Genomic DNA, 20,235 nt, shown 5'->3' on the forward strand with positions numbered 1-20,235 from the left:
TTCATTGACAGTGGCTTTTTTGTGTTTGTGCAGGGCTGTGGAAATGTTGTGGATAATTTTCAGCAAGCGCAGAAAACTTACACACATGTGGATACAATATTTGATAGGGAACTATCCCTAAATGATGTGGATGAAAGACATATTCTTGGGGATTCGTCAAGAGAAAATCCAAGTAATACACGGGTTTTGTGGATAATATGTGGAATTTGTGGATAGAGACTGTGGAATCGTGGATAACTATTTTTTACCGGAAAGATATTCTTTCCGGTTCTTTGTGCTGCTGTGCATAAGTTGTGGATAACCATTGGATTCTTTATAATCTTTCTTGGCAGATTCGCGTACCTTTTCTGGACTTGATATACTCTTGATAAGCACTATTCTATTTGATAATGAGGTGAAGGTATTGAAGATCAGGCAATTGCAGCTAGAGGATTTTGAGGCAAGCCTTGGCTTGTCCGAGTACGCTTTTCAATTCAAACTTAACGGTGACGACAGAGTAAAAACCAAACAGAAGTTCAAGCCGGAAAGAGCCTGGGGCATCTTTGAGGAAGGGGAGCTAAGTGCGAAGCTGACGCTGCTGCCTCTTCAGGTGTATGTGCAAGGCAAAGCGGTCTCCATGGGTGGGATTGCTGGAGTGGCGACATGGCCGGAGAACCGCAGACAGGGACTGGTGGCCAAGCTTTTGTCCCACACGCTGCAAACAATGAACGAATCAGGTCATACGTTGTCCTTCCTGCATCCCTTCTTGATTCCTTTTTACCGCAGGTTCGGGTGGGAGATCTACTGTGAATATAAGAAGTACACGATACCGGTGGGCGAGTTTCCGCGGAAGGCCGAAATGGAGGGACGTGTAGAGCGCGATAAAGCAAATATTGAAGTAATGGAGCAGTTATACGGGCGCTTTGCTTCCGGGTATAACGGTACGCTGCTGCGTGATCGTGAATGGTGGGAGAATAGCGTAGTGGATGAGGATACACATCATTGTGTGTTTTATTCTTCAGCGGGTGAACCGGGAGGTTATGTGCTCTATAAAATAGAGAACAAAGAACTGGTTATTGATGAATTCATTTTTATGGACGAAGAAGCCCGCCGGGGATTGTGGACTTTTCTCGCCAACCATGATTCGATGGTCACCGCTGCGAAGTTAAAGCTGGTGCCAGCAGATGATATGCTGCCGTTTTTGCTTCCGGATCCCCGCATTCCGCAGGAGAATTATCCTTATTTTATGGCGCGTATTGTTAATGCCAAAGCCTTTGTGGAAGGACTCACCTTTAAGGAACAGAGCGAGCTGCAAAAGCGCACGTTGCATATTGAGGATGAGCATGCGCCGTGGAACGACGGGCTGTGGGAGTGGAAGGTCAATCAGCAAGGTGAGGCATCTTTAATACAAGTGGAGGGTACCGGAGAGCAGGCGGATTTGTACTGCGGTATTGGAACATTGACGGTGCTGCTGCTTGGATACAAACGTCCGGAAGAATTGCACCGCTGTGGGCAATTAACCGGCAGTCTAGAAGCCGTGGAGTGGCTGGAAGGGATTATGCCGCAGGCACAGACCGCGTTGTTGGATTTCTTCTGATCGTAAGCAGCTCTTCCGCTTTGAATAAAGCAGGGAGAGCTTTTTATTTTTCATATAAAAATGCATGTTGATCCAAGGGTTATTCCGAATACAATGGCGGCAATAAGTAAAAAATAAGACTAACCACTTGGAATTCAGTGAGAATATGTTATAATATGAAAAAAGTCAAAGAAAGTCAAAGTCAACGCATCCCGAAAGCAGTCTCTCCTAAGTGTAATGGTCTGAAAGGCAGGACATTGTGTCCGATTCGCCTTCAGGTGCTTGGGTTAAGTTCTTAAGAGATCACCGCCGGACGGATGTACAGCAAGAATTACCCTAACGCTTTGAACACTGGAGGATGAGTGATGCGTAATATCTCCGATATTATCGAACAATATCTGAAGAATATTTTGCATGAAAGTCCCGAAGGTACGGTGGAAATTCAGCGTAATGATCTGGCGGACCAGTTCTCCTGTGTACCGTCGCAGATCAATTATGTCATCAGTACGCGCTTTACTTTGGAGAAGGGCTATGTGGTCGAGAGCAAACGTGGAGGCGGAGGTTACATCCGGATTCAGCGCTTTGAGCTTCCTCAGAATGTGGCGCTTTACGCACATCTCAATTCCACGATAGGCAATGATATTGACCAGAATTCCGCCGAAGGGCTGATTTACCAGCTTGAGGAGGCCCTGTTCTTAACCAAGCGTGAAGCGTGTCTCATGCGCGCCGCTGTTTCCCGGGATTGTCTGACGATTAATCTGCCCTACCGGGATGAGATTCGTGCCAAGATTATGAAAGCCATGCTGATTTCTTTGCTTGGTAAATAATACGAATGGTAAGGGGGACACCGCTTATGCTTTGCCAGGAATGCGGCGTCAAACCGGCTACCCTTCATTTCACCAAAATTGTGAGTGGAGAGAAGACGGAATTTCATATTTGTGAAAGCTGTGCGCGGGAAAAGGGGGAGTTAATTCCCGGAACCGCGGGCGGGTTCTCCATTCACAGCCTGCTCTCCGGTTTACTGGATCTGGAAGGTTCCGGCAAGGAGAAATCCGCGGCAACCCAAAATGCACAGGGTCTGAAATGCGAGAATTGCGGCATGACGTATTCCCAGTTCAGCAAACTTGGACGGTTCGGCTGCAGCTCCTGTTATAAATATTTTGACAGCACGCTGGATCCGCTGTTCCGAAGAGTGCACGGCAGTACCGCTCATGTAGGCAAGCTGCCGAAACGTGCGGGGGCACAAATTATGTGCAAACGGCAAATTGATGAACTGAAGCTGGAATTGCAGCAAAGCATTATGCAAGAGGAGTTCGAAACTGCAGCCGAGCTGCGGGATCAGATCCGCCGACTTGAAAAAGAAATGGCACAAGAGTAAAGTCTTTCATATATAGGGGGGATGTCGCATGTCAAGTCTCCGGTTTACCGAACAAGCGCTTAGTGACTGGATGCGCTGCGGTGGCAGCCATTCCGAGATTGTAATCAGCAGCCGTATGCGTATCGCCCGCAATCTGGAGCACCTGCCTTTTCCTTTGCTGGCATCTGCTGAGCAGGCGGAAGAGGCGCTGGAACAGCTGGCACCCGTGTTTCAGGGAGAAGCTGCAGCGGACTTTGGTACCTTTCAACTGCTGAAGCTGGATGAGCTGGATGAGCTGGATAAAAAAGTGCTGGTGGAGAAACATCTGATCAGTCCAAATTTAGCCAATGATTCACGGGGTGGAGCGGTCATTCTGAACGAGGATGAGTCGGTCAGCATCATGATTAATGAGGAAGACCACCTCCGGATTCAATGTCTGTTTCCCGGCCTGCAGGTCAAAGAGGCTTGGGTAAGGGCAACGGCCATCGACGATATTTTTGAGGCTTCTGTCAATTATGCCTTTGATGATAGAAGAGGGTACTTAACGAGTTGCCCCACCAATGTAGGAACCGGGCTAAGAGCATCAGTGATGCTGCATTTGCCGGCACTGGTTATGACCCATCAAATCAACCGGATTCTATCCGCTGTAAATCAGGTGGGACTGACCGTAAGAGGGATTTATGGTGAGGGCAGCGAAGCAGTAGGGAACATCTTTCAGATATCCAACCAGATTACCCTGGGACAGACCGAAAGTGAAATCATTGAGAATCTTCACAGTGTGGTCACCCAGATTATAGAGCATGAACGGAATGCCCGTGAACGCCTGCTGGTGGATTCCGCACTGCGGATTACCGACCGGATTAAACGCTCTTACGGCATTTTGTCCTATGCGGCAGTGATGGAGCTTAAAGAGTCGGCCCAGCGGTTATCCGATTTGCGGCTTGGAGTCGATTTGGGGATACTGGAAGGGCCTTCGATTTCAGTGTTGAATGAGTTGAATGTCAAGACACAGCCGGGATTTTTGCAAAAACTGTTCGGTGATGAGCTTACGGCTACTGAACGTGATATGTACCGGGCGAAGCTGCTCCGGGAAACACTGGGATCACAACATTAATTATAGATATTTATTATTCGTGGAGGTGCAGGAGATATGATGTTTGGAAGATTTACGGAACGCGCACAAAAAGTGCTGGCGCTGGCGCAAGAAGAAGCTGTTCGTTTGGGACACAACAACATTGGGACAGAACATATTTTGCTCGGACTGATTCGTGAAGGAGACGGCATAGCCGCGAAAGCTCTAATCGGACTTGGTCTGGGTCTTGAGAAAATTCAGGATGAAGTGGAAACGCTGATCGGCAGAGGACAGGAGCAGCCAACAAACATCGCGTATACTCCTCGTGCCAAAAAAGTTATTGAGCTGTCGATGGACGAAGCCCGCAAGCTGGGACACACTTACGTCGGCACTGAGCATATCCTGCTCGGGCTTATCCGTGAAGGCGAGGGTGTAGCTGCCCGTGTACTCAACAACCTGGGGATCAGCCTTAACAAGGCCCGCCAGCAAGTGCTGCAGCTGCTCGGCAGCAGCGAAGCTACTTCCAGCCACAGCGGTGCGCCTGCTAATGTCAGCACACCAACGCTGGATGGCCTGGCCCGTGACCTTACCGCCTATGCCAAGGATGGCAACCTGGATCCGGTTATTGGCCGCAGCAAGGAAATTGAACGTGTCATTCAGGTGCTGAGCCGCCGGACGAAGAACAATCCGGTGCTGATCGGTGAGCCTGGGGTTGGTAAAACAGCCATTGCCGAAGGTCTGGCCCAAAAGATCATCAATAATGAAATTCCGGAAACGCTGCGCGACAAACGCGTAATGACTCTGGATATGGGTTCTGTAGTAGCCGGAACCAAATACCGCGGTGAGTTTGAAGACCGCCTTAAGAAGATTATGGATGAGATTCGCCAGGCAGGAAACATCGTGCTCTTCATTGATGAGCTGCACACCCTGATCGGTGCAGGCGGTGCGGAAGGTGCCATTGACGCCTCCAACATCCTGAAACCGGCTCTGGCCCGTGGAGAGCTGCAATGCATCGGTGCCACTACGCTGGATGAATACCGCAAATATATTGAGAAAGACGCAGCCTTGGAACGCCGCTTCCAGCCAATTACGGTGGATCAGCCTTCTCCTGAGGAAGCTGTACAGATTCTTTACGGACTACGTGACCGTTACGAAGCCCATCACCGGGTGAAGATCACGGATGAAGCCATCGTAGAGGCTGTAAAACTGTCCGACCGCTACATTCCTGACCGGTTCCTTCCGGACAAAGCAATTGATCTGATTGATGAAGCCGGCTCCAAAGTAAGATTGAATTCTTATACGATTCCGCCAAATCTGAAGGAACTGGAAATGCGTCTGGATGATATCCGCAAGGAGAAGGATTCAGCCGTACAGAGCCAGGAATTCGAGAAGGCTGCCGCACTGCGGGATACGGAGCAAAAGATCCGCGAGGAACTGGACACGACCAAGAACCAGTGGAAAGAGAAGCAAGGCCGCACCGACTCGCAGGTTACACCGGAGGATATCGCTCAAGTGGTAGCCAGCTGGACCGGCATACCGGTCAGCAAGCTGAAGGAAGAGGAAACCGACCGTCTGCTTAATATGGAGTCTATCCTGCATGAACGGGTAATCGGCCAGGACGAAGCCGTCAAGGCAGTCAGCCGGGCCCTCCGCCGGGCACGCGCAGGACTTAAGGATCCTAAACGCCCTATGGGTTCCTTCATCTTCCTCGGTCCTACCGGGGTTGGTAAAACAGAGCTGGCACGGGCGCTTGCTGAAGCAATGTTCGGTGATGAGAATGCGGTGGTCCGGATTGATATGTCGGAGTACATGGAGAAACACTCCACTTCCCGTCTGGTAGGAGCGCCTCCAGGTTATGTGGGTTATGAAGAAGGCGGACAATTGACCGAGAAGGTACGCCGCAAACCATATTCCGTAGTACTGCTGGACGAAATTGAGAAGGCCCATCCGGAAGTATTCAACATCCTGCTGCAGGTGCTGGAAGATGGCCGTCTGACCGATTCCAAAGGCCGCGTGGTCGATTTCCGCAACACTCTGATCATTCTTACCTCCAATGTAGGGGCGCAGGCGATCAAGAAGAATTCGACGCTGGGCTTCACAGCGGTGCAGGATGCGGGAGCAGACTACACCAATATGAAGGGCAAGGTTATGGATGAGTTGAAGAAGAGCTTCCGTCCAGAGTTCCTGAACCGGATTGATGAGATCATTGTCTTCCACTCCCTGGAAGAAAAGCATATCGCAGAAATTGTTACGCTGATGTCCGATGAGCTGCGCAAGCGGCTGCGTGAGTACGATGTGGACTTTGAGCTGACAGAGGGAGGCAAAGCCTTCCTGGCGAAAGAGGGCTATGATCCAGCCTTCGGCGCACGTCCGCTTCGCCGGGCGATCCAGAAGCATATTGAGGACCGGCTGTCCGAAGAATTGCTGAAGGGCAACATCAAAAAAGGTGATTCCCTCAAGATTGATGAGGTGAACGGTGAGCTTGTCGTAACTACCGTTGAACCGCCAGCAGCTTCCCTGGAAAAAGAAGTGGAAACTGAGAAATAATATCCATCTGTGAAACATAGCTCCCGCTCCTCCGTATAGAGGGGCGGGGGCTTTTTGTTGCTGTGCAGACCCTTTTGGTGATAATTCACCCGTTTTTCAGGAAAGTTAATGAGATACTCCTCAAAAGTAGCTCTGAAGTGACCTTTCGTTCAAGGTGCAGAAATGGTAAACTTTGAATAAGAGAAAATTATCCGCAATTTAAGCAGTTCGGACGGTAAGGAGTACACATGGCTAAACCAAAAACTAAATTTTTCTGCACCGAATGCGGCTACGAATCGCCGAAGTGGTTCGGCAAATGCCCGGGCTGCCAGGCATGGAACTCCATGGTTGAGGAGACCGAAAGCGTAGTCAAAACACAAGGAATGAATGCACCTATTTTTCAGAGTAAAGAAAAGGCGCAATCGATCATAAATATAGAAAGTGACAAAGAGCCCCGTATATTGACAGGCATCGGTGAGCTTAACCGGGTTCTCGGCGGAGGTATTGTGCCGGGATCGCTGGTGCTGGTCGGAGGCGACCCCGGCATCGGGAAATCAACCCTGCTGCTGCAGACCTCGCATGCATTGACTACTCAAGGTTTACGCGTACTGTACATCTCGGGAGAAGAATCGGTTCGGCAGACGAAACTCCGTGCCGATCGCCTCGGGGCGTTGTCGGCAGAGCTGTATGTACTGTGCGAAACAAATATGGAAAGCATCGAGGAAGCAATTGAACAGATCAAACCTCAGTTCCTCGTCATTGACTCCATCCAGACGGTATTCATGCCGGAAGTGACCAGTGCACCCGGCAGTGTGACACAGGTTCGGGAATGTACGACAAGATTTATGCGTATCGCCAAAATCCGCGGGATCGCAACGGTTCTTGTAGGTCATGTCACTAAGGAAGGCGCGATTGCCGGGCCACGAATGCTGGAGCATATGGTGGATTGCGTGCTCTATTTTGAAGGAGAGCGGCATCATACGTACCGGTTGCTGCGGGCAGTTAAGAACCGCTTCGGTTCAACCAATGAGATCGGTATCTTTGAGATGGGGGAGATCGGGCTTACGGAAGTGGAGAATCCCTCCGAGCTGTTCTTGTCCGAACGTCCGCTAGGTGTAGCGGGTTCCGCAGTAGTGGCGAGTATGGAAGGAACCAGGCCGGTGCTTGTTGAGCTTCAAGCGCTTGTCGCTGCAACTCATTTCCCTTCCCCCCGCCGGATGTGCACAGGTATGGACCACCAGCGGATGGCGCTTATTATTGCGGTGCTGGAGAAGCGGATGGGGATGTTCCTGCAGAACCAGGATGCTTATCTGAACGTTGCCGGTGGGGTAAAGCTGGATGAACCGGCAGTAGATTTGGCTGTAGCCATCAGCATTGCTTCCAGCTTCCGCGATATATCAACCAAGCCTTATGATGTCTTCTTTGGTGAAGTCGGTCTCACCGGGGAGGTCAGGGGGGTCTCACGCGCTGAAATGCGGGTGAAGGAAGCGTCTAAGCTTGGCTTCCGGAGAGTGATTATGCCAGAGAAGAGCATGAAAGGCTGGAAACATCCGCAGGATATCCAGATTATTGGCGTCAGTACCGTAGCAGATGCACTATCGGTCGCGTTAGATTAGGGGGCATAGGAAGATGAAAGAATATAATCAATTAGATAATATGAATGATCTGCTGAGGATGGCGGCACCCGGAACTCCCTTCCGGGAAGGTCTGGAGAATGTGCTGCGTGCAAAGACAGGAGCTTTGATTGTTGTCGGATACAGCCCGGAGGTGATGGAAGTTGTCGATGGGGGATTCTCCATTAACTGCGATTTTTCACCCAATTATTTATATGAATTAGCCAAAATGGACGGAGCTATTATTCTGAGCGAGGATTTGAAACGGATACTGTACGCAAATACGCAGCTCATTCCCGACTCCTCCATCTCCTCCATTGAGACAGGGATCCGCCACCGTACTGCAGAGCGTGTCGCCAAGCAGACGGGCAAGCTGGTGGTATCCATTTCCCAGCGGCGGAACATCATTACCTTGTATCAAGGTTCCATCCGTTATGCGCTTAAGGAGATTGGGGCAATTCTGGCCAAAGCCAACCAGGCCATACAAACCCTGGAGAAGTACAAAGCAGTACTTACCCAGGGCTTAACGAACCTTTCCGCTTCTGAATATGAAGGCATCGTTACCGTGGCTGAAGTAGTCGGGGTGATCCAGCGTGTGGAGATGGTACTGCGCATTAAGATGGAAATCAAGCGCTATATCAACGAACTCGGCAACGAAGGGCGCTTGATCAGCATGCAGATGGAAGAACTGGTCGGAAATACAGAGGAAGAAGCATGGCTTCTGTACAGAGACTATGCAAGAGAGGAACAGGAGGACAAAATCCGCGAAATTATTGCCGGACTCAAACGTTCCAGCGACGATGAGCTGATGGATGACAATCATATTGCCCGTCTGCTTGGTTATTCCTCTACAGCGATTGCCTCCGAGGAAGTCGTTACTCCGCGCGCTTACCGGCTGCTTAATAAGATTCCACGCCTGCCGAATGTGATCATCCACAATCTGGTGGAGCGCTTCGAAATGCTGCCGAATCTGATGACCGCGAGCATCGCGGAACTCGATGAGGTGGATGGAATCGGAGAGGTTCGGGCACGAAATATCCAAGACGGACTTAAACGTCTGCAGAAACAAGTTCTTATTGACAGGCAAATGTAAATAACATACAATCACGTAATATTGAAGAAGTTAGGCTCAAAGTAATAAAATAGAGGTGAAGAAATGATACAAAAATCAATTCCGAGTCTTTTTACCATTGGTAACCTGATGCTTGGAATGTTTGGTATCATGATGGCGTTTGACGGCAAGCTTAGCATGGCCGCTATCATGGTGATTATCGCTATGCTGCTTGACGGACTAGATGGCCGTGTAGCGCGGGCGCTGGGCTGCGAGAGTGAATTTGGCAAGGAGCTGGATTCCCTATCCGATGTCGTATCCTTTGGTGTGGCACCTGCGCTAATTATGTATCTTACAAGCCTGCAGGATTTGAGTTCTGCGCTCGGCTGGACTGTAACAGCAATATTCCCGGTGTTCGGGGCGCTGCGGTTGGCCCGTTTTAATGTCCGCCCGGGAATCCCCGGATATTTTGTCGGTTTGCCTATTCCTGCTGCAGGTGGCGTGCTCGCCACACTGGCCCTTTTTCATAAAGATGTTTCCGCTCCATTCATGATTGTTGCCACTTTGCTCTTATCTTATCTGATGGTCAGCACAGTCAAATACCCTAACTTCAAGAAGATCGGACTGCCCAAAAAAGCGGTCGTTGGTGCGCCGTTAGTGATTATTGTGGCGGTAGCAGTAGCAGTTGTGTTCCCGGAGCAGATTGCCAAGATGATCTTTGGACTGCTCGCGCTGTATGCTTTGTACGGATTTAAGCATAATATTGACCGGCTCACGGCACGTCGCCGTCACCGCCGCAGAAGACGTTCGGAAGACAAGATCTATCACTCCAAGAACGGGTAGCATGCAAGTTATTCCTCTAGATGATAATTCCTTTATATATACCGAAAAAGGCTTTGCCCTCCCTGACCTCAGTGGACGGCAAAGCCTTTTTCGGTTGAACGAATGAAGAAAGCATACAAGAGCGTCTGCAGCCATAATTAGGATAGGTTGAACAAACCGAGCGTAGCGCATTTCTGCGATTCCTTCACCACAACCTCGTCCATATTAATGTCAAGCAGATTGCACAGTGCGGACATATAGAACAATTCCCGCCCCAGCTCGGAGGCGACAACCTCACGGCAGTTCTCGCACAGTTGGCCCTCAAGATGAGTTCCTGCGAGTTCCTTGGCTTGTTCAAGCCCCAAAGCGGGCTCGAATACCTGTTTGGTGGCATGCAGCTGAATACAGCCGCATTCGGTAATGGCCTTGACAACGGCACGGTTGACGGATGCGCTGCTCTGCCCGTTCTTGGACATTACATCCAGAAGACTACGGTGACGGAGCAGCAGTTCGGAGACTTGATCCTGAAAGGCCTGTAAACTTGGTGCGCTCATTTTTCATTCACCCCTGGGTTCGTAATTGAGTTCATTATATGCCTTGGCCCCCCTGTTTTCAACGGGAATAGGAGTTCCTGGGAATCTGTACAGAAGCGGTAAGGTAAAAGTATGAGAAAAAATATGCAACCCCCGATTACCGTCCTGAAAATTGGAACATACTGGTGAGGTATAGATCATTTTAGGATGAATAAAAGGAGGTGCTTAAGGTTATGTGGAAAAAAATGATGTTGACGCTTGCCGGGTTATGCGGAGCCTGGTCCGGTTTTTCGCTATACCATACGGCAGAAAAAGGATTCCCGGAGGGAATGGGAAAGCTGGGGGAAAACCTGCCTGTGGAAGGAAGCATTTTATTTACGGTGCTGGGTGCCATTATTTTTTTGTTTGCGGGGACTTTATGCGCGGAGTGGGCGGGTTCAAAGCTGCGTGAGGCGGTGCTGTACTGCTCACGAATTCCGATGAATGAATTGGCCGCAGGTGCCGCAGGACTTACGGGAGGGCTGCTGTTGTCCCTGCTGCTCCATCCGGCCATGGACTGGCTGGGGAAGGCAGGTGAGCTGGTGCAGGTGGCTGCCACGCTAGCTCTGGGTTATATGGGGCTGCGTATCGGTCTGGAGAAGAAAGAGGAGTTGGCCTCGCTTTGGACAACCGGGCGCTGGGGACAATCGGCTGAACCGGAGGGCCGCGGACTGGAGGAGCATAAAATTCTCGATACCAGCGTCATTATTGACGGGCGGATTGCCGACATCTGCAAAACGGGATTTATCGAGGGGACGATTGTCATCCCTGAGTTTGTTCTGGAAGAGCTTCAGCACATCGCCGATTCTTCCGATCTGCTGAAACGTAACCGTGGCCGGCGCGGTCTAGATATTCTCAATAAGATCCAGAAAGAACTGGATGTGAAGGTACTTATCTACGAGGGGGATTTCGAAGAGATCTCCGAGGTGGACAGCAAGCTGGTCAAGCTCGCTAAAGTGCTGCGCGGCAAGGTGGTAACCAATGATTTCAATCTCAATAAGGTCTGTGAGCTGCAGGGGGTATCCGTACTTAATATCAACGATCTGGCAAACGCGGTAAAACCGGTTGTTCTGCCGGGAGAGGAGATTATCGTACAGGTCATTAAAGACGGCAAGGAGCATGGACAAGGGGTAGCCTATCTCGATGATGGAACAATGATTGTCGTTGAAGGCGGACGCGAGTACATTGGCACAACGATGGAGGTTTTAGTTACAAGTGTGCTGCAGACCTCAGCCGGCAGAATGATTTTCGCCAAACCGAAACTGCTGGAAAAAGCGCAATAAGCAAGAAGCCATATCGCAAAATGTCTTTTGGGTTGGAAATGACCGCCAAACACGTTATGATGGGGATATACGTGAAAGACAGGAGCAAAAAGAATGTCGAACAGTGTGGGCGCCGTGATTGTGGCGGCAGGCAGAGGAACACGGATGGGGACCGCCGAGAGCAAGCAATATTTGCTGCTTCAAGGCAAACCCATTATCGTGCATACGCTGGAGGTGTTCCAGCAGCATGAGCTTATCTCTGAAATTGTGCTGGTCACTGGCCAGGAGGACATAGAACGCTGCCGGGAATGGGTAGAGGCCTATAAGCTGGATAAAGTGAAGGCTGTCGTTCCCGGAGGCTCCGAACGCCAGCACTCCGTGCATTTGGGGCTAAAGCAGCTGGACACCAACTGGGTCATGGTGCATGACGGTGTACGTCCATTCGTGCAGGAGAGTGAGATTGATGCTTGCTACGAACGGGCCAGAGCGGTCGGCGCGTCCGTACTTGCAGTGCCGGTAAAGGATACGATCAAGCAGGTGGACGGTAATGGCAAGGTGCTGTCTACGCCGGATCGGCGAAGTCTGTGGGCGATTCAGACCCCGCAGACTTTTCGTCTGTCTGATTTGCTTGCGGCGTATGCCGCGGCGGAGCAGGAAGGATTTATTGGCACCGATGACTCCAGTCTGGCCGAGCGCAGCGGGATTCCGGTATCTGTGGTGGAGGGAAGCTACAGGAACATAAAGATCACAACGCCGGAAGACCTGGATTTTGCCGAATTTACAGAAAGAAACAGGGGAGAGGGTTAAGCATGATAGCTGTAGGACAAGGTTTTGATGTACACCAGCTGGTAGAGGGAAGACCGTGTATTATTGGCGGAGTCACCATCCCTTATGAAAAAGGGCTGCTGGGGCACTCCGATGCGGATGTGCTGCTGCACGCGGTAAGTGATGCTATTCTGGGGGCGCTTGGGCTCGGCGATATCGGCAGGCATTTTCCCGACACCGATCCGGCCTTCAAGGATGCGGACAGCCTGAAGCTGCTGGAGCAGGTATGGAGTCTTGCACGCGAGCGTGGCTATAAGCTCGGCAATATCGACTCAACCATTATTGCCCAGAAGCCAAAGATGGCTCCGTACATCCCGCAGATGACCGAGATCATTGCCCGCGCACTGGGAGCGGAAACCTCGAAGGTAAATGTAAAAGCGACCACTACCGAACAGCTCGGTTTTGCCGGACGCGGCGAAGGAATTGCGGCACAATCTATTGTCTGCCTGCTCCAAGATGTGATATCATCTTGAGATGGCTGCAAGTGACCTAATTTTAACCATTATGAAGCGGAGGGAATACTATGGCGGATCAAGTCCGGGTGCGTTACGCACCGAGCCCTACGGGACATTTACATATCGGAAATGCCAGAACAGCACTGTTTAACTATTTATTTGCCCGTAATCTGGGCGGGAAATTCATTATCCGGATCGAAGATACGGATGTAAAGCGCAATGTCGCCGGCGGGGAAGAAAGCCAGCTGAAATATTTGAAATGGCTGGGAGTAGACTGGGACGAGAGCGTGGACGTTGGCGGAGAATACGGCCCTTATCGCCAAACCGAACGCCTTGATTTGTATCGTATCTACTGGCAGGATTTGCTGGACCGCGGTCTGGCTTACCGCTGCTATTGCACCGAAGAGGAGCTGGAAGCGGAACGTGAGGAACAGACGGCCCGCGGCGAAACTCCGCGTTATTCCGGCAAGCACCGCAATTTGACAGAGGAACAACGCCTCGCGTTTGAAGCGGAAGGACGTATTGCCAGTATCCGCTTCCGGGTGCCGGAAGATCGCACATATACCTTTGAGGACATCGTAAAAGGCAGCATTTCTTTTACTACTAAAGAAATGGGCGATTTTGTAATCGTGAAGAAGGACGGAATTCCGACCTATAACTTTGCTGTAGCGATAGATGATCATCTGATGGAAATCTCCCACGTGCTGCGCGGGGAAGACCATATCTCCAATACGCCGCGCCAGCTGATGATTTACGAATCACTTGGCTGGGAACCGCCGCTCTTTGGTCATATGACGCTGATTGTCGGCGATGACCACAAGAAGCTGAGCAAACGGAACGAATCCATTATTCAATTCATCGAGCAGTATGATCAGCTCGGCTATCTGCCGGAAGCTCTCTTTAACTTCATCTCCTTGCTTGGCTGGTCTCCGGAAGGTGAAGAGGAAATCTTTAATAAAGAAGAGCTGATCTCGATCTTTACCGCTGACCGCCTGTCCAAGAGTCCTGCTGTATTCGACACGAACAAGCTGGCTCATTTGAACAATCACTACATTAAGCATGCGGATCCGAAGCGGATTGCAGCGCTGGCCATTCCTCATCTGCAAAAGGCGGGAAGATTGCCGGCTCAGCTTAATGATGAACAGCAGACCTGGGCGGAAACACTCGTTGCACTGTATCAGGAGCAGCTGACGGCTGCATCGGATATTGTCGGGCTGTCCGAAATGTTCTTCCGCAGCCATGTGGAGCTCGAAACGGAAGCGGCTCAGATTCTGGCTGAGAGCCAGGTTTCTGAAGTTCTCTCCGCTTTTCTGGCCAAGGTGGAAGGTACTGAAGACTTTACTGCCAGCAATATGGCTGTTCTGATTAAAGAAGTACAGAAAGAGACGGGCCATAAAGGAAAAGCGCTGTTTATGCCAATCCGTGTCGCTTTAACAGGTCAGACGCATGGCCGTGATCTGAATGTGACGATTGCCCTGCTGGGCCGGAACCGTGTCATTGAACGTTTGAAATCACAAATCAAAGGGGCCTAAGCTTTGAAGGCCTGGGGGCAAACCTCTTGTCAGTCCCTTATCTTTTCGCTAAGATAGAAGAATATTGTAATAGCTGTGATCAGGAAAAGTACGCGCATAAGGACAATTGCCAGAGAGAATAACCTCGTAAGGAACTTCCTTAAGAGGCTGGAAGTTATTCATTTGTCCGCCGCTGAACATGCGCCTGTGAGCTGCAGGGTTGAGCGTTCCTTTGAGGGACGTTAGACTATGCCGGGAACGTTGCCGTTAACGACGCAAGAGGGATGTTGCATCCAGAGGCCGGAATGCCGGGCTGGGGAATATGCAATCATCCAAGCAGAGTGGAACCGCGGTTACACGCCTCTGCAGCTTTAAGCTGCAGAGGCGTTTTTTGTTGAAATAGGAGAGCAGATTCTTTGGATATAAAGATGGATTTCTGACCAGGCCAAAGCTCGCGGCAAACGTGTAGAGAGATAGATAGTGGGCTGCGCCAATACCTTCCTTATGCGTACCTGTAAACAGGAGGCGGGGAAGCCAAGAAGAGGGGAACCGTGATGTTTAAGCATATCAAGTCGGACATTCGGGCAGTATTCGACAACGATCCCGCAGCCCGCAGCAGATTCGAGGTTGTCTTCACTTATGCCGGACTTCACGCCATTTGGGGTCATCGGATGGCCCACTCTTTTTACAAACGGCGCTGGTATACGCTGGCGCGCATCGTTTCACAGATCAGCAGGTTTATGACCGGTGTCGAAATTCATCCCGGCGCCCGTATCGGGGAGCGGTTGTTTATCGACCATGGCATGGGGATAGTCATTGGCGAAACTTGTGAAATCGGTGATGATGTTATTATCTATCAAGGGGTTACACTTGGGGGGACCGGTAAAGAAAAAGGGAAACGCCATCCTACTGTCGGCAATAATGTTGTAATTGGTTCCGGTGCGAAAGTACTGGGATCGTTCCGGATCGGCGATAATTCCAATATCGGCTCCAACGCAGTCGTACTGCGTGAAGTGCCCAATAACAGCACTGTGGTAGGCAATCCCGGCCGAGTAGTCAAGCGCAACGGGGAACGGGTATCCGACCGTCTCGACCATACCAAGATGCCGGATCCGCTGGTAGATTCCCTGCGTTTCCTGCAGAAGGAGATTGAGGAAATCCGGGAACAGCTCGGGAATGAGGATAAGCAGAAAGCCGAGCAGCGTCGGCTGGAAAGCCAGCAATATATAGGGGACTATGAAATTTAAGCATCCCGGTATTCCAGTGAATGCCGGAACATCAGAAAGGATTGGGACAGCATGGCTTTGCAAATCTACAACACAATGAGTCGCAGCAAGGAGCAGTTTGTGCCTCTGAAGTCAGGCGAGGTAAAAATGTACGTATGCGGACCAACCGTCTACGGCTATATGCATATCGGAAATGCCAGACCTGTTATTGTTTTTGATACGGTCCGCAATTATTTAGAGGCAATCGGCAATGAGGTCCGATATATTACCAATTTCACCGATGTCGATGACAAGCTAATCCGCAAAGCGGAGGAAATGAATACTACAGTAGCTGAAGTCGCTGAAATTTTTATCGCTGCCTACGGTGAAGATCTTGCCGGTCTGGGCGTAAAGCCTGCAACGATGAATCCGCGGGTTACACAAAGTATGGATCTGATCATTGAGCTCATCAAGGAGCTTGAAGACAAAGGTTATGCTTATGAGAACGGCGGCGATGTGTATTACCGCACGGGCAAATTTGCCGATTACGGCAAGCTGTCCCGCCAGAATCTCGAGGAACTGCAATTCGGGATTCGTGTGGAAGTGGATTCGCGCAAGGAGAAGCCCGAAGATTTTGTGCTGTGGAAAGCGGCCAAACCGGGTGAAATCCATTGGCATAGCCCTTGGGGGAATGGACGTCCCGGCTGGCATATCGAGTGCTCGGCCATGGTCCGTGAATATTTGGGCGATACTATTGATATCCACGGCGGGGGGCAGGATCTACAGTTCCCGCATCATGAATGCGAATGCGCACAAACGGAAGTGCTGACCGGCAAGCCGCTGTCGAACTATTGGATGCACAACGGTTTTCTCAACATCGGAGACGAGAAAATGTCGAAATCGCTCGGCAACGGTCTGCTAGTCAAGGATATCCGCCAGCGTTTCAAAGCCGGAACGATCCGCTATTTCATGCTCTCCACCCATTACCGCAATCCGCTGAACTTTTCGGAAGAAGCGCTGCTGTCTGCCGAGAAAAGCGCCGAGCGGATCGCGCTGGCAGAGAGTAATGTGAAGCATCGTCTGGAACTTGCTCCTGAAGGGGCTGGGGAAGCAGCGAGCGCAGAGACCGTGGATCGCCTGGCGAATATACTGGAGACTTTCCATGCTAAAATGCAGGATGATTTCAATACCCCGGATGCGATCACTGCCGTATTCGACTGGGTAAGCCTTGCGAATCTTACGCTTGCGAACAACGAGGCGAAATCTGCGGATCTTGCGGCGCTGCTGAAGGCTTTTGCGGAGATGAATGCGGTTCTGCGCCTTGCTCCCGAGCTTGAAGAAGAGGTCGCAAGTGAAGATGTGGAGCGGCTGATCGCAGAGCGGGCAGAAGCGCGCAAGAATAAGAACTGGGGACGGTCCGATGAAATCCGCGACGAGTTGAACAGTTTGGGCATCCTGCTTGAAGACACTCCACAAGGAATGCGGTGGCGTCGTAAATGAGCGGGGAGTTCAATGTGAACAACGCTTGGTTCCCGTACGAACCCTCCAAGCCGGTCCGGCAGCTCTCGCCAATCGTGCTCGCCTATGCGGGAGACGCGATTTATGAAGTGGCTGTCCGCCAATATCTGATCTCGCTGCCGAATCTGCGTCCGAATCACTTGCACCGCACAGCAACCGGACTGGTCTCGGCTAAGGCGCAAAGCACCATTCTTGCCTTTCTTGACCCGATGCTCACGGATGAGGAGAAGGATGTCGCCCGGCAAGGACGGAACGCTAAGTCAGGGACGATCCCCAAAAATGCGGATGTGCTGGAATACCGCCATGCCACCGCTTTTGAATGCCTGATCGGGCACCTGTATTACACAGGGCAGCAGGAGAGAATCCAAGAACTCGTCCACAGCAGTATAGAGTACATGATGAACCGGCCCAAGTGAGGTCATAAAACTTATAGAACAGGAGGCATGAACATGGAAGAAGAAATAAAGACAGAAGAAGAAATATTGGCCGGTAAGCATTCGGTGCTTGAAGCGCTTCGTGCCGGCCGTACACTGAACAAAATATGGATCGCCGAAACAGCGCAAAAGCATTTAACCGCACCGATCGTTGCAGAAGCGCGCAAAGCGGGAATTGTGATCCAGCATGTAGATAAGCGGAAGCTGGACCAGCTTGCACCCGGAGTGCAGCATCAGGGAGTAGTGGCTCAGGCTGCGCCGTTCGCTTATGCGGAAGTTGCCGATATTCTGGCTGCGGCCGAGGCCAAAGGGGAACCGCCCTTTCTTATCCTGTTGGATGAGATTGAAGATCCGCATAATTTGGGCTCCATTCTACGGACAGCTGATTGCACCGGCGTACACGGGGTAATTGTGCCCAAACGGCGCTCTGCGCAAATTACGGCCACCGTGTCCAAAACCTCAGCCGGAGCTGTAGAATATGTTCCCGTAGCGCGGGTCACCAATCTTGGCCAGACTATAGACCGGCTTAAGGAGCTGGGCGTCTGGGTGGTCGGAACAGATGTTGCTACGGATCAGAACCTGTATGAATCGGATATTTTCACCGGTCCGGTAGCTGTTGTTATTGGCAATGAGAACAAGGGAATGGGCCGCTTGATCCGTGAAAAATGCGATGTATTGCTGAAGCTGCCAATGGCCGGTAAGATCAACTCTTTGAATGCCTCAGTTGCGGCCAGCGTCATTATGTATGAGGTATTGCGGCGCCGGCAAGTACAGGGATAGCTATGGCAGATTGGCGCGATGTGCTGCTTGTGGATGGATACAACATGATCGGCGGCTGGCCGGAACTTTCGGCACTGTCGGAGACAGGCATGCAGGGAGCACGCGACCGGCTGCTGGATATGCTGGCCGATTATCAGGCATTCACCGGGCGGCGCGTCATTGCCGTATTCGATGCTTACCGTGTTCCGGGACTTGGCCGTTCCTTTGTGCAGGGGAAGGTACAGGTCTTTTTCACTAAGGAAAAAGAAACCGCGGACGAATGCATTGAGCGGCTGGTTGGAGAATTCGCTCACCGCCGCCGGCAGATTTATGTGGCAACCAGCGATTTTGTGGAGCAGCATGTAATCTTTGCCCAAGGGGCGTTGCGGATTTCTGCCAGAGAGCTGCGGCTGGAGATCGAAGAAAACCAAAAGCAGGTTAAGAAAGCTATCGAGCCGCAGGGTATCAGCTCCCAGCGCCATTCCCTGGAAGAAAAACTTCCACCGGAGATGCGGAAACGCCTGGAGGATTGGCGGCGGCAATGAAAGCATCCGGAAACCCGAAATCATTTGATTAAATGCCAAAAATTGTTATAGAAGATTGTTTTTGGACAAATGCGGTTGACGGTGTAAGGTAACATAATATATACTGATCCTATATTTCGAGAAGTGACGATGTGTCTTGCGTTGCAGCCGGGGGGATTCTTGGTGAGTGTCGACCTCAAGGAATTAATGCTGTCTGAGTATGATTTCATAAGTGATGAAGAAATTGTCGAGATCTTCCGTGGTGGCGACAGTGGCGCATTGGAGCATTTGATTAACAAGTACCGTAATTTCGTACGTGCCAAGGCCCGTTCTTATTTTCTGATTGGAGCGGATCGTGAAGATATCGTACAGGAAGGCATGATTGGCCTTTATAAGGCAATTCGTGACTTCAAGGGCGATAAGCTGTCTTCGTTTAAGGCCTTTGCCGAACTCTGTATTACCCGTCAGATTATAACCGCCATTAAGACGGCTACCCGCCAGAAGCATATCCCGCTTAATTCGTATGTTTCTTTGGACAAGCCTATATACGATGAAGATTCCGACCGGACGCTGATGGATGTCATTTGCGGAACTCAGGTGCTGGATCCGGAAGAACTGATTATTAACCAGGAGGAATTTATCGGCCTGGAGGATAAGATGGCGGAGATCCTCAGTGATCTCGAACGCAAAGTTCTGATGCTGTATCTGGACGGTAGGTCCTATCAGGAGATCGCGGAAGATTTGAAGCGGCATGTGAAGTCGATCGACAATGCTTTGCAGCGAGTGAAACGTAAATTGGAAAGATATCTGGAAGTGCGTGACAATTAATGATATAATGGACAGGAAAGGCTCGGTCATCGAGTCTTTTTTTAGTGTTTATGCAAGTTTTGATGGATAAGATAGGATTTTAGTTGATTGCCGTTGCTAAGAGGTTTATTCACAGTCGGATTGCTCCATAATGGTAAGAATAGTGCCTATCGATGTTCTATCGAGGAATTCCGTCCGTGAAGTCATTCATGACGACCTTACACAAGGCAGCGAACAGCTGGGAAAGACAAGAACAAGACAATGAATGGAACACGGCTACATTACCCGAAATTACCCAGTGCGATGGGGAATTCTTTCGTTGACACAGAGCTTGACATTATGCTAAAGTGTTTTAGGTAGGCCTAAA

20 protein-coding genes are annotated in these 20,235 nt (G+C 50.7%); 19 read left to right on the plus strand and 1 reads right to left on the minus strand.

Annotated elements, in window-relative coordinates:
• The 9 genes from ACQ76X_RS28940 to pssA form a co-directional block, all read left to right on the plus strand.
• Positions 1-216: hypothetical protein (locus ACQ76X_RS28940; RefSeq protein WP_438497270.1), on the plus strand; the 216-nt coding region annotated here is incomplete at its 5' end.
• A gap of 187 nt (positions 217-403) precedes the next feature.
• The gene (locus tag ACQ76X_RS28945) at positions 404-1,576 is read left to right on the plus strand and encodes a GNAT family N-acetyltransferase (RefSeq protein WP_438497271.1); all 1,173 of its coding nucleotides are present in this window, start codon (positions 404-406) and stop codon (positions 1,574-1,576) included.
• A gap of 344 nt (positions 1,577-1,920) precedes the next feature.
• Complete coding sequence (locus ACQ76X_RS28950; RefSeq protein ID WP_438497272.1) at positions 1,921-2,382, plus strand: CtsR family transcriptional regulator; 462 nt, start codon at positions 1,921-1,923, stop codon at positions 2,380-2,382.
• A 26-nt stretch (positions 2,383-2,408) separates the two neighbouring features.
• Entirely contained in the window at positions 2,409-2,933 is a 525-nt protein-coding gene (locus ACQ76X_RS28955) for a UvrB/UvrC motif-containing protein (RefSeq protein ID WP_076112967.1), read from the plus strand.
• A 28-nt stretch (positions 2,934-2,961) separates the two neighbouring features.
• Positions 2,962-4,026, plus strand: coding sequence for a protein arginine kinase (locus ACQ76X_RS28960; RefSeq protein ID WP_038597147.1), 1,065 nt, complete (start codon positions 2,962-2,964; stop codon positions 4,024-4,026).
• Positions 4,027-4,062: 36 nt separating this feature from the next.
• Positions 4,063-6,531 carry an ATP-dependent protease ATP-binding subunit ClpC gene (clpC, locus tag ACQ76X_RS28965; RefSeq protein ID WP_038597145.1) on the plus strand — a complete coding sequence of 823 codons (2,469 nt, stop codon included), beginning with the start codon at positions 4,063-4,065 and terminating at the stop codon, positions 6,529-6,531.
• Between the two features lie 227 nt (positions 6,532-6,758).
• Positions 6,759-8,126, plus strand: a complete 1,368-nt coding sequence (radA, locus tag ACQ76X_RS28970) for a DNA repair protein RadA (RefSeq protein ID WP_038597143.1) — start codon at positions 6,759-6,761, stop codon at positions 8,124-8,126.
• 13 nt (positions 8,127-8,139) lie between these two features.
• Entirely contained in the window at positions 8,140-9,216 is a 1,077-nt protein-coding gene (gene disA, locus ACQ76X_RS28975; RefSeq protein ID WP_438497274.1) for a DNA integrity scanning diadenylate cyclase DisA, read from the plus strand.
• A gap of 63 nt (positions 9,217-9,279) precedes the next feature.
• Positions 9,280-10,017 carry a CDP-diacylglycerol--serine O-phosphatidyltransferase gene (gene pssA / locus ACQ76X_RS28980; RefSeq protein WP_038597137.1) on the plus strand — a complete coding sequence of 246 codons (738 nt, stop codon included), beginning with the start codon at positions 9,280-9,282 and terminating at the stop codon, positions 10,015-10,017.
• Between the two features lie 137 nt (positions 10,018-10,154).
• Here the strand turns inward: pssA and ACQ76X_RS28985 are convergent, their stop codons facing one another.
• A complete protein-coding gene (locus tag ACQ76X_RS28985; protein ID WP_038597135.1) occupies positions 10,155-10,550 on the minus strand; it encodes a hypothetical protein in 396 nt (131 codons plus the stop codon).
• A 212-nt stretch (positions 10,551-10,762) separates the two neighbouring features.
• On the opposite strand from ACQ76X_RS28985, the gene ACQ76X_RS28990 reads away from it, so the two are divergent.
• The 10 genes from ACQ76X_RS28990 to sigH all read left to right on the plus strand — a co-directional run bounded on the left by ACQ76X_RS28990 (position 10,763) and on the right by sigH (position 19,889).
• Positions 10,763-11,851: a PIN/TRAM domain-containing protein gene (locus ACQ76X_RS28990; protein ID WP_438497275.1), complete on the plus strand. Its 1,089-nt coding sequence runs from the start codon at positions 10,763-10,765 to the stop codon at positions 11,849-11,851.
• Positions 11,852-11,944: 93 nt separating this feature from the next.
• Entirely contained in the window at positions 11,945-12,637 is a 693-nt protein-coding gene (gene ispD / locus ACQ76X_RS28995; protein WP_438497276.1) for a 2-C-methyl-D-erythritol 4-phosphate cytidylyltransferase, read from the plus strand.
• Between the two features lie 2 nt (positions 12,638-12,639).
• Complete coding sequence (gene ispF / locus ACQ76X_RS29000; RefSeq protein WP_038597129.1) at positions 12,640-13,128, plus strand: 2-C-methyl-D-erythritol 2,4-cyclodiphosphate synthase; 489 nt, start codon at positions 12,640-12,642, stop codon at positions 13,126-13,128.
• Positions 13,129-13,178: 50 nt separating this feature from the next.
• Positions 13,179-14,642: a glutamate--tRNA ligase gene (gene gltX / locus ACQ76X_RS29005; protein WP_438497278.1), complete on the plus strand. Its 1,464-nt coding sequence runs from the start codon at positions 13,179-13,181 to the stop codon at positions 14,640-14,642.
• Positions 14,643-15,175: 533 nt separating this feature from the next.
• Positions 15,176-15,868 (plus strand): serine O-acetyltransferase, encoded by a 693-nt coding sequence (cysE, locus tag ACQ76X_RS29010; RefSeq protein WP_438497279.1) that lies wholly within the window; start codon positions 15,176-15,178, stop codon positions 15,866-15,868.
• Positions 15,869-15,919: 51 nt separating this feature from the next.
• The gene (gene cysS, locus ACQ76X_RS29015) at positions 15,920-17,326 is read left to right on the plus strand and encodes a cysteine--tRNA ligase (protein ID WP_438497281.1); all 1,407 of its coding nucleotides are present in this window, start codon (positions 15,920-15,922) and stop codon (positions 17,324-17,326) included.
• Positions 17,323-17,760 carry a Mini-ribonuclease 3 gene (locus ACQ76X_RS29020; RefSeq protein WP_038597122.1) on the plus strand — a complete coding sequence of 146 codons (438 nt, stop codon included), beginning with the start codon at positions 17,323-17,325 and terminating at the stop codon, positions 17,758-17,760. Before cysS ends, ACQ76X_RS29020 begins: the two co-directional genes overlap by 4 nt.
• 33 nt (positions 17,761-17,793) lie before the next feature.
• Positions 17,794-18,558, plus strand: a complete 765-nt coding sequence (rlmB, locus tag ACQ76X_RS29025) for a 23S rRNA (guanosine(2251)-2'-O)-methyltransferase RlmB (RefSeq protein ID WP_438497283.1) — start codon at positions 17,794-17,796, stop codon at positions 18,556-18,558.
• 2 nt (positions 18,559-18,560) lie between these two features.
• Positions 18,561-19,082 carry an NYN domain-containing protein gene (locus ACQ76X_RS29030; protein ID WP_076112963.1) on the plus strand — a complete coding sequence of 174 codons (522 nt, stop codon included), beginning with the start codon at positions 18,561-18,563 and terminating at the stop codon, positions 19,080-19,082.
• Positions 19,083-19,244: 162 nt separating this feature from the next.
• The gene (gene sigH, locus ACQ76X_RS29035; protein ID WP_020427086.1) at positions 19,245-19,889 is read left to right on the plus strand and encodes an RNA polymerase sporulation sigma factor SigH; all 645 of its coding nucleotides are present in this window, start codon (positions 19,245-19,247) and stop codon (positions 19,887-19,889) included.
• Positions 19,890-20,235: the final 346 nt, after the last annotated feature.

The sequence above is a fragment of the Paenibacillus sp. IHBB 3054 genome, from assembly GCF_051594305.1.
In the GTDB taxonomy this organism is placed as follows: Bacteria; Bacillota; Bacilli; order Paenibacillales; family Paenibacillaceae; genus Paenibacillus_AQ.